This window comes from Saliphagus infecundisoli (assembly GCF_020177375.1).
GTDB lineage: Archaea > Halobacteriota > Halobacteria > Halobacteriales > Natrialbaceae > Saliphagus > Saliphagus infecundisoli.
Genome location: NZ_JAIWHV010000010.1, coordinates 1 through 12,606 on the forward strand (window position 1 = coordinate 1; position 12,606 = coordinate 12,606).

Consider the following 12,606-nt stretch of genomic DNA (forward strand, 5'->3'; position numbering starts at 1 on the left):
GACGTATCTCTTGGTTCTGGGTCTATTTGCTCGCATCAGGTTGAGCTTGCGCAGTCTACACACCCCTTTCCAGTGCCCCTCGCAGTGGTCTCGCTCTCCCCAGCTTTATCAACTCAGAACGCAACAGGCCCGAGGCGTGCTATTCGTCACATATTAATCGATCGGGTCGAGAGGGGGTGGCATGTGGGAACGGGTGACTCGACGGATGCTCCTGGCCGGCGGGGTGGCGGCCGGTGGTCTCGGGATCGCGGGCTGTCTCGGGGAGGGCAGCGACGGGGGGGCTACCGCCGGTGCCGACGGGTCCGACGGGGGCGGCGAGGACGACGCTACCTACGAGATCTGGGCACTCGATCGAGGGACCGATACGGGCTACGTCTACGAGCCCGGCGGGGAGGAGGGAACCTTCGAGGAGGTCGAGTCCATCGACTTCGCCGCCGACGACGGCGGGGGGCCCCACACGATCGCGTTCACTGCCGACTACGAGTACGCCGCCGTCGCCTGTACGGCCGGCGCCCGCACGCTCTTCGTCCGGACGGAAGACCGCCGGGTCGTCGGCAGCGTCGAGACCGGTCCGGGGTCGCGGTTCGCCGCCTTTACCCCCGACGAGGAGTACGTCGTCGTCGACGTCGCCGGCGCGGGCGCGATCAAGCGGATCGCGGCCGACCTCGAGGCCGAGGAGTTCGGGATCGACGGCGAGATCGTGCTCACCGACAGCGAGACGATCCGGGAGCACGCCGGCGACTTCTCGGACTCGAGCCCGGTCTGTCACCAGCACACCGGGGCAGGCCACTCCTATCACGCCCTAGGTCCGGACTACCGCGACGGCGGCCTCGTCGTCGTCGACCACGCTGACTTCTCGGTCACCGAGGTCTTTCACGGCGAGGTCGATGGCGTCCCGACCAACTCCGGGACGATGCCCCACTACGAGGAGTCGAAAATCTACCTCACGGCCGGCCGGCCGTCCGACTCCGAGGGGAGCGAGGAGGGTGTCGGCGACTACTACGTTTTCGATACGGAGGGCCACGAGCCGATCGAGAGCGGGTTCACGGAGGGGATCGACGCACACGACCTCCGGTTTACCCCCGACGGCGAGGAGCTCTGGGTGCTCAACCGCGAGACCGGCGACGGGATCGTCCTCGATCCCGGGACCGATGAGGCGATCGCGGAGGTAGCGAACTACGGTCCCGCGCCGGACGTCATGTGGTCCTCGCCCGACGGGGAGTACGTGTTCGTCTCGCTGCGGGGCCCCGAGCAGGCGCCGGGAGACTCCCATCCCGCGACCGGCGAAACACCCGGGTTCAACGCCATCGACGCCGAGAGCCGCGAGATCGTCGCGACCGTCGAACCCGACCCGATCGCGGACTACGGCGCGGACGAGATCGAAAACGAGGACGTCGCCACCCCCGACTTCCACGGCATCGGCGTCCGCCCGATAAGCGAGTTCGACACCGAGATCCCGAACTCGCCGCCGTTCTGAGTTGGGGTTCGTTCGACCTGCTGTGTCGTTTGACTTCGCTCCCGGTGACCGACATCCGTGTTACGTACAGTATTAGAGCAGACCACCGCTTTAGGAAGACTGTAAGTATCCGTCAGCAATCATCAATACTGCAAGGACGGCTATGGCGATTAATAGTATTAGGCCACTACCGTAATCCGTTCCGACAGCAGCATAGGTGATCAAACCAATACTGGCCGAAACCAGGCACATCGCAAATAGACGTTTATCAGTGGGGGTGTTCATGTGGCAATATTATCAAGTACAAGTATAAGTTTCCCTCTGTTTGTTACGTTCGCACGCGGATGTAACGCCGGGTTCGGACAAAAGCGCTCAGAAAAAAGACTTCGACGGAGCCGGTGGTTTCGTTCACCGCAAACCGGCGCTCGCTTCGGTTGCGTTACAGCTCCGTGCTCACGTAGGGGCCGTCTTGGCTGTACCCGAGTTTCTCGCGGTAGTACTCCCGGGCGCCGATGCCCGAGATCACGGCGAGTTTCCCGTAGCCCGCCTCGCGGGCGAGTTCCTCGGCGCGTTCCATCAGCCGGCGGCCGTACCCTCGGTGCTGGTGCTGGCCGTCCTCGCCAGCCCCGCCGACTGCGACCTCCGATCCGTAGACGTGGAGCTCCCGTACGAGCGCGGCGCCTTCCAGTTCCTCGCGAACCGGGTCTCCGGGAAACCGAAGCCGACAGAACCCGACCAGCACGTCGCGGTCGAAGTCTTCGAAGGAAATGAAGTGTTCCGTGCCGCCACAGGCCTCGTAGCTCATCACGTCGAGTTCGATCTCGGCGGCCTCCCGCTCGGACATCCCGGCTTCCCGACACCGGATGCAGTCGCAGGTCCAGCCGTGCTCTTCGAGGCGCTTTCGGGCGAGCTGTCTCAGGTTCGACTTCCAGACGCCGGCCTCGATGTGGTCTGCCGGAATGTCGCGCTGGACGCGCTGGAGGCGCGTGTAGCGCGGGATCATCGACTTGATCTCGGCGACGAGTTCGGCGGCCTCCTCGTTGCCCAGGGGATCGAACTCCCCTTCGTGCCACCAGTCGTAGGTCGCGGTGCCCTCGACGATCAGCGTCGGATAGATCTTGAGGTAGTCGGGGCGCCACTGCTCGTTGTCGAACAGTTCCCGGAAGTCCTCTAGGCACATCTCCTTTGACATCCCGGGCTGGCCGGGCATCATGTGGAAGCCGACCTTGAACGCCGCGTCGCGCAGCCGGCGGTTGGCGTCGATCGACGCCTGCACGCCGTGGCCGCGGTGCATTTCTCGATTTATACGCTCGTAGGTCGTCTGGACGCCGACCTCGACTTTCGTCCCGCCGAGGTCGAGCATCCGGTCTATCTGTTCGGGGTCACACCAGTCGGGTTTGGTCTCGAAGGTCGTCCCGATGTTCCGAACGTCGTTCGTCTCGTTTTCGGCGATCACGTCCTCGAGATACCGCCACTCGTACTCCTCGGGATCCTCCGCGAAGCTGACGCCCTCGGCGGGTTCGGGCTCCGCTCCGGGGTCGAAGTCGTTCATCGCCTCCAGGGCGCGCTTGACGAAGTGTTCCTGGTAGTCGTGGCTCCGGGCGGTCATCGTCCCGCCCATCAGGATCAGCTCTACCTTGTCGACGGGATGGCCGATCTGGCGCAACTGGTTCAGCCGGAGCGTGACCTGCCCGTATGGGTCGTAGTCGTTCTGGACCCCGCGGGCGGCGGCGGGTTCGTCGCCGGTGTAGCTCTGCGCCGAAGAGAACTCGGAGTCCGGCCCGCCGGGACAGTAGAGACACTTGCCGTGGGGACACCGCTCGGGCGAGGTCATGATCGCGACAGGCGACACCCCCGAGGCGGTCCGGACGGGCTTTCGCCGGAGCACCTCCTCTAGGTCCTCGCGGTGTTCCCGGGGTGCGTAGTCGAGCAACTCGGAGTTCTTCGGCACCTTCGGCGCCGAGTGCTCCGAGCAGGCTTCGAGCTTCGCCTTCTCGACCTCCTCGCGTTCGACCTCGCCGGCCAAGATACGACCGACAAGGGTCTCACAGACCCGCTCGAACGCCTCGGTCTCGGTCGGCGAGATCTCGGTACTCATTCGGTCATCTCCTACTGGCGGCGTCCGGCGAATAAGGGTGTCGCTACCCGGGTCATCGCTCGCGCTCGAGGTGGCGGTCGGTGTCTCCGTGCGGGTTCTCTCGATCCCCGCTCCGGGCGCGCGCCCACTCGGAGGCGTCCTCTACGGTCTCGACCTCGAGCAGCCGTTCGAGTTTGTGCTCGAACTGCTCGTCGGTGAGCTCGCCGGCGGCGTACCGTTCCCGCAGGGTCTCGAGGGCGTCCCGGCGTCCGGGTTCGAGTTCGCGTTCTGCGGGTCGATCCTCGCGTTCGTCCTCGCCCCACCACTCCCCCCAGTCGTCCCAGTCGGTGTCTCCCCACATGCCGTCCCACCACTCGGCCCTGTCTTCCTCGTCGCCGTACAGCAAGGCGACGAGGGGGACGACGACCATGTACCCGATCAGCATGACGGCGAGCCACAGCGAGCCGCCAAAGCCGGAGATCAGGAGCGCGAGCCAGAGTCCGGTGACGATCGTCGAGGCGATCGCCGTCGCGTTCTCCCGGGCGCGGGTCGCGGGATCGCCGCTCATAGCCCCTCGTGTGCGCGAGGAAACGAAAGGGGTTTCGACCGGCGGCCGGTCCGACGGACCGACCGCTCGTCGCCCCCGTTTGGGCCACGGGCCCGGGTTCGTCCTTCCTGCCGAAGGGTTAAGGCGCGACCGTGGGTAGATCCACCGAACCGAATGTCCCCGGAGCCGGTCGTCGTGTTCGCAGCCGTGTCGCTGCCGTTCGTCGCCGCCCTCCTGATGCCGCTTGCGTTCCGGTTGCTGGGCGAGCGGACGGGCTACCTCGCCGCGGGAGTCTCGTTTCTCTGTTTCGCACTGCTCGCGACCCAACACGGCGCCGAGGGCGTCGTCTCGCTCGCGTGGATCCCCTCCTTGGGAATCTCGCTTCGCTTCGCTGTCGATGGCTGGGCCGTGCTGTTCGCGCTGGTCGCAAGCGGGATGGGCGTCCTCGTCTCGATCTACTCGCCGGCGTACCTCCACGGCGAGTCCGGCCTCGCGAGGTACTACGCGGCCCTGGTGGCCTTCCTCGGGTCGATCCTCGGGGTCGCCCTCGCGGCGGACCTGATCGCACTGTTCGTCTTCTGGGAGCTGACGAGCCTCTGTTCGTTCGTGCTGATCGGTTTTCACACCGAGGACGACTCCTCGAGGTACGCCGCGCGGATGTCGATGCTCGTCACCGTCGGCGGCGGGCTGTTCATGCTCGCCGGCTTCCTGTTGCTGGCCCAGGCCGCCGGCGACCCCGCCTCCTTCGACCTCGCGGCGATGCTCGCCGAGCCCGGGCCCGTCCGCGACTCGCTACGGGAGGCCGGCCTCTTCGTCCCCGCGCTCGCGCTGATCGCCGTCGGCGCGACGACCAAGTCCGCCCAGGTCCCCGTCCACTTCTGGCTCCCCAGCGCGATGGCCGCGCCGACGCCCGTCTCCGCCTTTCTCCACTCCGCGACGATGGTCAAGGTCGGCGTCTACCTCCTCGGACGGCTCCGCCCCCTCCTCGAGAGCCCCGAGTGGTCGCTGTTGTTCTCGGCGCTCGGGCTCGCGACGATGCTCGTCTGTGCGATGCTGGCCGTGGCCTCGACCGACGTCAAGGAACTGCTGGCGTACTCGACGGCGAGCCACCTCGGACTGATGGTCGCGGGCTTCGGCTTCGCCTCGGGGTACGGCGCCGAGGCCGGGGTCTTTCACCTGCTCAACCACGCACTGTTCAAGGCCGCCCTGTTCTTGATCGCCGGCATCGTCGCCCACGAGGCAGGCACCCGCGAGCTCGCGGAGCTCGGGGGACTCCGCCACGAGCTGCCGTTTACGGCCGCCATCACGGCGGTCGTCGCCCTGAGCATGGCCGGCATCCCGCCGTTTAGCGGCTTTTATTCGAAGGAGTTGCTGTTCAACGCGACCGTCGAGGCCGCCGGCCAGATCCCCGGCGCGATCGGCTGGCTCTACCCCGCCGTCGCCGTTCTCGCGAGCGTCTTTACCGTCCTCTACTCGGTTCGCTTTCTCGCGCTCTTTTTCGGCTCCCGGCCCGATGGACTCGGCCACGTCACCCGGCCGGCGCCGATCCTGCTCGTCTCGCCGGCCATCCTCGGCGCCCTCACTGCCGTCATCAGCGTCTCGCCCGGGATCGCGATCGAGACCGTCGTCCGGCCGGCCGTCGACGCGACGGTCACGGAGCCCCGCGAGATGCCCCACGTGATCCCCACGTCGTACTCGACCGCGGTCGGGATGAGCGCGCTCGCGATCGGACTCGGACTGGCCGCCTACCCGTTCTACGGCCGCTTCCACCGGGGTATCGGCGGGCTGTCGGCGGCGATCCCCCCGGTCGCCGCGACCTGGTGGTACGACGCCGCTATCGACGGCCTCGAGCGCGCCGGACGAGGGCTCGCCGCCCGCGTCCAGAACGGGTTGCTCCGGACGTACGCGACCTGGACGCTCGGGGCCACCTGTGCGATCGCGCTCGCGGGCTTCGCCGCGGCCGGGGCACTCTCGGGAACGATGGTCGAGCTCGAGGCGTCGATCCCGATCGCGCTCGTCGCCGCCGTCGCGGTGGTCGCGGCGATCGCCGTCGTCCGCTCGCCGTCCCACGTCGTCGGCGTCCTCACGCTCTCGATCGTGGGGTTCATGCTCGCGATCGTCTACATCCTCGCGAGCGCGCCCGATCTCGCGCTGACCCAGCTCGTCGTCGAGACGCTCGTCCTCCTGGTCTTCCTGCTCGTCATCGAGGAGATTCCCGAGTCGGCGGAGCTTCCCGTCCCCAAGTTCTCGGAGATGGCCCTCGGGCGGGTCGGCCGGGACGCGGTCCTCTCGCTCGCCGTCGGCGCGACCGCCTTCGTCACCGTCCTCGTCACGACCGACGCCCGCCCCGAGGGGGCCTCCGAGATCGCTCGCTACTACGCCGAGCAGGCCGTCCCCGAGGGTGGGGGGACCAACATCGTCAACGTCGTCCTCGTCGACTTCCGGGCGTTCGACACAATGGGCGAGCTCGTCGTCGTCGCCGTCGCAGCGATCTCGGTGCTGACGCTGCTCGTCATGCGCGGACGGGGTGAGGACGCGTGACGACGGTCGTGATGCGGACGACCGCCCGGGTCGTCGTCCCGATCGTGCTCGTCGTCGCCCTCTCCTTGCTCCTCGAGGGCCACAACCTCCCCGGCGGGGGGTTCATCGCGGGCGTGCTCACGACGACCGCCTTCGCCTTGCTCTATCTCGCCTTCGGCCTTGACTTCCTCGAACGGGGCGTCCTCGGCCGCGAGGTCGAGTCCGGAAAGGCACCCTCGCGGGACCGGGTCGTCGTCGCCTACCGCCGACTGTTCGCGGCCGGGCTCGCGATCGCCGTCGGGAGCGCGCTGGTGCCCCTGTTCTTCGGGGTTCCGTTCCTGAGCCAGACGTACGTCGTGCTCGAGGGCGTCCCGATCTACGGCCACGTCGAGCTCGCGAGCGCGGTCGTCTTCGATCTCGGGGTCTACTGCGTCGTCGTCGGCGGCCTGCTCACGATCCTCTCGGCGGTGGGAGCCGAATGACCGCGATCGTCCTCGCGGCGACCGTCGGCGCCCTCTTCGCCCTCGGCACCTTCCTCATGCTCCGGCGGGACCTGGTCCGGGTCGTCTGGGGGCTCGCGCTCGTCGGCCAGGCCGCGAACCTCTACTTGCTGACCGCGGGCGAGATCGCACCCGCGACCCACGACGCGGTCCCGGTGCTCGCGGGCCACGGCGAGGTCCCCGAGACCGCCGACCCGCTGGTCCAGGCGCTGGTGCTGACGGCGATCGTCATCGGCTTCGGGATGACCGCCTTCGCGCTGGTGCTCTCCTACCGGGTCTACGAGGAACACGGCACCCTGGACCTCGCCGAGATCGGGGGCCGAGAGGTCTCCGAGGGGCGAGAGCGGACCCGGAGCGACGGGGGTGACCGGCGATGACCACCGTCGTCATCGCGCCGATGCTCGTCGTCCTCGTTACCGCCGTCCTCACGCTCCTGTTCGGGAGTTACCCCCGCCTCCGGACGGGCCTGGCCCTCGCGGGGACCGCGGGCTACGCGCTCGCGGTCGCCCTGCTGGCCTGGACGGTCGTCCTCGCGCCCGGCGCCCCGGGGATCGCGACCTACCAGGTCGGCGGTCACCCCGCGCCCTTCGGCATCACGCTGGTCGCCGACGGGCTCTCGGCGTTCATGCTCGCGATGGTCGCGACCGTCGGGCTCGCCTCGGCGATCTTCTCGACGCGGTACGTCCACAACATCGGCTACGACCGCCGGACGTTCTACAACCCGCTCTTTCACGTCCTCCTGCTCGGGGTCACCGGCGCCTTCCTCACGGGCGACCTCTTCAACCTCTTCGTCTGGTTCGAGGTCATGCTGATGGCGAGTTACGTCTTCGTCGCCTACTACGGCGGCCCCCAGCACACCCGCGCTGCCTTCCGGTACGTCGCCTTGAACCTCGTCGCCAGCGCCGTCTTCCTGCTCGCGGTCGGCGGGCTCTACGCGACCACCGGTACCCTCAACATGGCCGATCTGGCCCAGCGCCTCGCCGACCCCGCAGCCTACGGGATCGATCCGGTCCCCGTCGTCGGCCTCTTCGGACTCCTACTCTCCGTGTTCGCGCTCAAAGCCGGCCTCGTCCCCTTCCAGTTCTGGATCCCCTCGGCCTACCGGGCGGCGCCGCCGCCGATCACCGCCCTCCTCGCGGGCGCGACGAAGAAGGTCGGGATCTACGCGATCATCCGGCTCTCCTTTACCGTCTTCGCCGGCGCCGACGTCCCCATCTCGCTCTCGGTCCCCGGCACCGACCTCGGGATCGCGGGTGCCTCCCCGCTCGCGTTCGTCGGCCCCGTCCTGTTTGCGATGGCCGCGGCGAGCATCGTCGTCGGGGGGGTGGGCGCGATCGGCCGGCCCTCGATCGAGGGCGTCTTCGCGTACTCCAGCATCGGCCAGGTCGGCTTCATCGCGCTCCCGGTCGCGCTCGCGGCCGCGGCCACGAGCGAGCAGTTCCGCCGGCTCGCGGTGCTCGCGGCGCTGGTCTACGCGCTCAACCACGCGCTGGCGAAGGCGCTGCTCTTTCTCGCGGCGGGCGCCGTCAGGTCGGCGACCGGAACGATCGCCTTCGACGATCTGGGGGGGCTTGCCGAGCGCGCGCCCGCGCTGTCGATCGCGGTCTTCGTCGGCTCGCTTGCGCTGGTCGGGATGCCCCCGCTGTCGGGCTTTTTCGGGAAGTTCCTCGTCTTCGAGGCGGCGATCCGAGCGGAGGCCGGCGGCGCCCTCGTCGTCCTGCTCGCGGGCTCGCTGCTGACGATCGCCTACGCGACCCGGGTCTGGAACCGCGGCTTCTGGGGCGCCCCATCGACGGCGGTCACTGACGCCCGGATGGACCGGGTCCAGGTCGCCGCGGTCGTCGCGCTCGCGGCCGGCGTCCTCGCGGTCGGGATCGGCTTCGATCCCGTCTACGAGTTCGCCGAGGTCGCCGCCGAGGCCGCCCTCGACGCCGAGGGGTACGCCGAGGCGGTCGATCCGGGGGGTGAGGCGGCGTGAGCGTCCAGGTTCGGACCTGGCCGGTCGCGGGCTGGATCTTCGCGATCCTCTGGATGTTCGTTCGGGGCACCACCCTCGCCCCGATGGCCCTCCTCGGCCAGCTCCTCCTCGGGCTCGCGGTCGGGCTCCCGATCGCCTACCTTTTCCGGCGGCTCTACCCCCGCTGGATCGGGCTCGGGCGGGCCGGGGTGGTGCCGGCGGCGGGACGGTACCTCCTCGACTTCCTCCGGGAGGTGGTGCGTTCGAACGTCGACGTCGCCTACCGCGTGCTCGCGCCGTCGCTCCCGATGGAGCCCGAGGTCATCCTGATCCCGCTTCGCGTCGAGTCCGCCCCCGCGATCACGCTGCTCGCCAACAGCATCACGGTCACGCCGGGGACGATAACCCTGGACTACGCCGAGGAGGCGAACGCGCTGTACGTCCACGTCGTCGACGGCCGCGACCCCGACGGAATCGTCGATCCTATCAGGCGCTGGGAGGACTACGCACTCGAGATGTTCGACGAGGAGGCGTCGTCGTCGGAGCCGGCCCCCGAGATCGTCGTCAGCGGCGGCGACCGGTGGGGCGAGCGGAGTCGCGGAGACCAGGTCGGCCGCGAGAGCTCGGGCGACCCGGGACACGACGGGGGTGACGGGCGTGACGGCGAGTAGCGACCCCGCCGTCCTCCTGGTCGCGATCGACGCGGCGCTGGTCGTCGTCGGTGCGCTCTGTGTCCTCTGTAGCTACCGGGTCATCCGCGGGCCGACGGTCGCCGACCGCGTGGTCGCCCTCGACGCCATCGCGACGAACGTCGTCGCCATCGCCGTCCTCTTTGCGCTCCGGACCGACCGGGGGCTGTTCGTCACGATCAGCCTCGTGCTCGCGATCATCGGCTTCATCGCGACCGTCGCGGTCGCCAAGTTCGTCGATCGCGGGGAGGTGATCCAGTGATCCGGGCCGCCCTCCTCGTCGCCCTGATCGTCGTCGGGGTTTTCTTCCTCACCGTCGGCACGATCGGCCTGCTCCGGTTTCCGAACGTCTACAACCGGATGCACGCGACGAGCAAGCCCACGACGCTCGGCACCGCCGCCGTCTTCCTCGCCGCCGTCGTCGAGTTCGGTCCCGGCAGCGAGGGGCTGACGGCGCTCGTCGGCATCCTCTTTCTGTTCCTGACGGTGCCGACTGGCGCCCACATGATCGCCCGCTCGGCCGAACGGGTCGGCGTCCCCTTCGTCGGGAGCGTCACCTGGCCCGACGAGTCGGCACTTGAGCGCGAGGGCTCGGAGACCGACTCGAACCCCGGTCAGGACGAAAGCGACTGAGAATACGGGCGACTACTCGTCGGCCAGGTCGCCGACCGCGGCGACGGCGGCCTCAATCACGCCCTCGCGCTCGCCGACGAGGAAGGCGACGTAGCCGTCGGGGCCGCCGACGACCCGGACGCCACCCTCGGGGACCGCCGACTCGATCGCCGCGCCCAGTGCGCGGACGTCCACGGGGTCTGTGCTCCGGACGTGGAGTTCGTCCTCGTCGATGCCGATCGTGACCGTCTCCTCGCCGCGCTCCTCGCGTTCGACTCGCGAGAGGGCGTCGAGCAGGAGGCCCGTCGGCGGGAAGTCGAAGCGGTGGGTGTAGGCGTCGGTGTCGAGGACGGTGACCGGAACCCCCTCGGCCTCGCGGCGATCGACGTTCGAGCGGACGGTCTCGAGTTCGTCGCCCAGCTTGTCGCGGAACTGCTCGGAGATGTGGCCCGCGAGCCCGCTCCCGCCGTCGAACAGCAGGTCGGCAATGAGTTCGCGCTTGTCGCTGTAGGACTGGTAGTGTGCCTCCAGAGCGATCGCCTCCCGGCGCTCCGAGCGGGCGGTATCGTCGTAGCCCGCCTCGCTCGCGAGGTCGGCGTACGCCTCGGGGACCCCCTCCCAGTAGCTGATCGCGGGGAGGTGTGCGAGGTCCTCGCGGGCGTCGTCGTTGACGTGGGCAGCGACGTTCGCCGCGAGGGCGGTCGTCGTGATCTCGGCGTCGCCCTCGGCGGCCTCCGAGAAGGCCGGACCGACCGCGACGGAGACGGCCTCGGCGACGGCGCCGTCGCCCCGGCCGTCGTCGATCACGAGCCGGTCGGCGCCGTAGTTCTCGAGGAGCTCGTAGCCGTCGGCGGACTCCGCGGTGCTGCCGGCGTCGGCGAGCACCACGAGGGGGAGCTGTTCGCCGTGGCGGTCGCGGGCCTCGAGCATCGAGGTCGCGTCGCCGGTCGCGGCGTCCATGTCGTAGACCGCGTCGTCGAGCGGGCGCCGCTCGAAGTAGTGGTACTCGGCGTCCTCGCGGGCGTGTTTTGCCCGGATTAGCGGGAGGATCGCCCGTTCCAGGCTGGCGCCGGCGACGTAGCCGTCGGCGGTCGCCGTGTGGCGGACGACGATCGGCCGGGCCTCCATCACCGCCCGGCGGATCGCGGTCGCGGCCTCGACGACTTCCTCTTCGAGGTCGGCGACGGCGTCGTGGTCGGCCAGCAGGGAGACGGCGGCGGGCCGGGCCTCCCGTTCGACGGCCTCGACGAGGCGGTCGGCGACGGTCTCGCGGTCCTCGCCCGAGAGGGGCTCCAAGCGTTCGGTCTCGACCTGGAGGTCGCCGTGGTGGCGCTCGACCTCGCCCTCCAGAGCGACGATCTCGTCGACGTCGACGTCGGGGTAGGCACGGACGCCGGCCTCCTCGAAGGCCGCACACTCGACGGCGCCGGTCTCGTCGCGGAGTTCGAAGACGGTCGGGCCGGAGGTCTGGCGGACGCTCGTGATCTCGCCTTCGAGCCGGACGATCGCGCCGACCTGGTCCGCCAGCGAGTCGACCGTGGTCGGATTGAGCGTCGGCTCGCCGTCCTCGTCGGTCGGATACCCCTCGGCCTCGGGATCGCTCTCGGGCGGGGTCTCGGTCGGCTCGCTCTCGACGTCGACTGCCTCCTCGGGCGTGGCCGCGGTCTCGACTTCCGTGCCGCCGTTTGCGACGGGGTCGTCGGGCCCCGACGTCGGGTCGCCGGCCGCGGGCGAGTCGGCGTGGGTCGTGGGTTCCTCGTCTTCCTCCTCGCTCCCGTCGTCCTCGGGGAGGCGGTCGCCGTCGGGGGCATCGATCACCGTCCCGCGGAACTCGCGGTCGTCCTGGCGGATCGACCAGCCGAGGTCGACGTTGCCGTTGTCCCGGACGTCCAACACCTGGACGTAGACGCTGTCTCCGGGCTCCCAGTCCAAGCTCTCGAGTCGTTGCTTCAGTTCGCTTCGGTGCAACAGGCCCGTGACGTGGTCGCCGACGTCGACGAAGACGCCGAAGTCGGCGTAGCCGTCGACCGTCCCCCGGTAGTAGCGCTCGGGGGTGAGCTGTGACGCCGAGGTCCCTTCGAACTCGAAGGCGACGTCCTCCTGATGGCTCGTACAGACCACGCCCTCGACGGACGTGCCGCAGATGATACAGTTACCCATATAGTTCGTCCAAGCAGGTTCGGCCTAAAACGGTTGTCGAAACGCGCCCGCGACGAACGCCGACGCCGACGTTTATAACGCCGCCCTC

At 69.1% G+C, this 12,606-nt stretch carries 11 protein-coding genes; 8 read left to right on the top strand and 3 right to left on the bottom strand.

Going from position 1 to position 12,606, the window contains the following annotated elements; all coding sequences use genetic code 11:
- Positions 1–181: 181 nt before the first annotated feature.
- Positions 182–1,477 carry a YncE family protein gene (locus LCF40_RS12820; protein ID WP_224828737.1) on the top strand — a complete coding sequence of 432 codons (1,296 nt, stop codon included), beginning with the start codon at positions 182–184 and terminating at the stop codon, positions 1,475–1,477.
- Positions 1,478–1,895: 418 nt separating this feature from the next.
- On the opposite strand, the gene LCF40_RS12825 is transcribed toward LCF40_RS12820, so the two are convergent.
- On the bottom strand, positions 1,896–3,554 hold the full coding sequence (locus LCF40_RS12825) for a tRNA uridine(34) 5-carboxymethylaminomethyl modification radical SAM/GNAT enzyme Elp3 (RefSeq protein ID WP_224828738.1): 1,659 nt from the start codon (positions 3,552–3,554) through the stop codon (positions 1,896–1,898).
- Positions 3,555–3,606: 52 nt separating this feature from the next.
- Positions 3,607–4,101 carry an SHOCT domain-containing protein gene (locus LCF40_RS12830; protein ID WP_224828739.1) on the bottom strand — a complete coding sequence of 165 codons (495 nt, stop codon included), beginning with the start codon at positions 4,099–4,101 and terminating at the stop codon, positions 3,607–3,609.
- A 153-nt stretch (positions 4,102–4,254) separates the two neighbouring features.
- Between LCF40_RS12830 and mbhE the strand changes: the two genes are divergently transcribed.
- Genes mbhE through mnhG form a run of 7 tightly spaced genes read left to right on the top strand, consistent with a single transcriptional unit; the run spans position 4,255 to position 10,379 of the window.
- Entirely contained in the window at positions 4,255–6,621 is a 2,367-nt protein-coding gene (gene mbhE / locus LCF40_RS12835; RefSeq protein ID WP_224828740.1) for a hydrogen gas-evolving membrane-bound hydrogenase subunit E, read from the top strand.
- Positions 6,618–7,082, top strand: coding sequence for an MnhB domain-containing protein (locus LCF40_RS12840; RefSeq protein ID WP_114577590.1), 465 nt, complete (start codon positions 6,618–6,620; stop codon positions 7,080–7,082). The genes mbhE and LCF40_RS12840 overlap by 4 nt, the downstream gene beginning before the upstream one ends.
- Positions 7,079–7,477 carry a sodium:proton antiporter gene (locus LCF40_RS12845; RefSeq protein ID WP_114577591.1) on the top strand — a complete coding sequence of 133 codons (399 nt, stop codon included), beginning with the start codon at positions 7,079–7,081 and terminating at the stop codon, positions 7,475–7,477. Before LCF40_RS12840 ends, LCF40_RS12845 begins: the two co-directional genes overlap by 4 nt.
- Positions 7,474–9,078, top strand: coding sequence for a complex I subunit 5 family protein (locus tag LCF40_RS12850; protein ID WP_224828741.1), 1,605 nt, complete (start codon positions 7,474–7,476; stop codon positions 9,076–9,078). The genes LCF40_RS12845 and LCF40_RS12850 overlap by 4 nt, the downstream gene beginning before the upstream one ends.
- Complete coding sequence (locus tag LCF40_RS12855) at positions 9,075–9,728, top strand: Na+/H+ antiporter subunit E (RefSeq protein ID WP_224828742.1); 654 nt, start codon at positions 9,075–9,077, stop codon at positions 9,726–9,728. Before LCF40_RS12850 ends, LCF40_RS12855 begins: the two co-directional genes overlap by 4 nt.
- Positions 9,715–10,008: a monovalent cation/H+ antiporter complex subunit F gene (locus LCF40_RS12860; protein WP_114577593.1), complete on the top strand. Its 294-nt coding sequence runs from the start codon at positions 9,715–9,717 to the stop codon at positions 10,006–10,008. The genes LCF40_RS12855 and LCF40_RS12860 overlap by 14 nt, the downstream gene beginning before the upstream one ends.
- Positions 10,005–10,379 carry a monovalent cation/H(+) antiporter subunit G gene (gene mnhG / locus LCF40_RS12865; protein WP_224828743.1) on the top strand — a complete coding sequence of 125 codons (375 nt, stop codon included), beginning with the start codon at positions 10,005–10,007 and terminating at the stop codon, positions 10,377–10,379. Before LCF40_RS12860 ends, mnhG begins: the two co-directional genes overlap by 4 nt.
- A gap of 12 nt (positions 10,380–10,391) precedes the next feature.
- Here mnhG and LCF40_RS12870 read toward each other — a convergent pair whose 3' ends face one another.
- Complete coding sequence (locus tag LCF40_RS12870) at positions 10,392–12,518, bottom strand: DHH family phosphoesterase (protein WP_224828744.1); 2,127 nt, start codon at positions 12,516–12,518, stop codon at positions 10,392–10,394.
- Positions 12,519–12,606: the final 88 nt, after the last annotated feature.

What these genes read in the sequence shown, in the direction of transcription:
- LCF40_RS12850 (WP_224828741.1), top strand. Translation starts at nt 7,474, where the DNA reads ATGACCACCGTCGTCATCGCGCCGATGCTCGTCGTCCTCGTTACCGCC.
- LCF40_RS12830 (WP_224828739.1), bottom strand. Translation starts at nt 4,101, where the DNA reads ATGAGCGGCGATCCCGCGACCCGCGCCCGGGAGAACGCGACGGCGATC.
- LCF40_RS12845 (WP_114577591.1), top strand. Translation starts at nt 7,079, where the DNA reads ATGACCGCGATCGTCCTCGCGGCGACCGTCGGCGCCCTCTTCGCCCTC.
- mbhE (WP_224828740.1), top strand. Translation starts at nt 4,255, where the DNA reads ATGTCCCCGGAGCCGGTCGTCGTGTTCGCAGCCGTGTCGCTGCCGTTC.
- LCF40_RS12825 (WP_224828738.1), bottom strand. Translation starts at nt 3,554, where the DNA reads ATGAGTACCGAGATCTCGCCGACCGAGACCGAGGCGTTCGAGCGGGTC.
- LCF40_RS12870 (WP_224828744.1), bottom strand. Translation starts at nt 12,518, where the DNA reads ATGGGTAACTGTATCATCTGCGGCACGTCCGTCGAGGGCGTGGTCTGT.
- LCF40_RS12820 (WP_224828737.1), top strand. Translation starts at nt 182, where the DNA reads ATGTGGGAACGGGTGACTCGACGGATGCTCCTGGCCGGCGGGGTGGCG.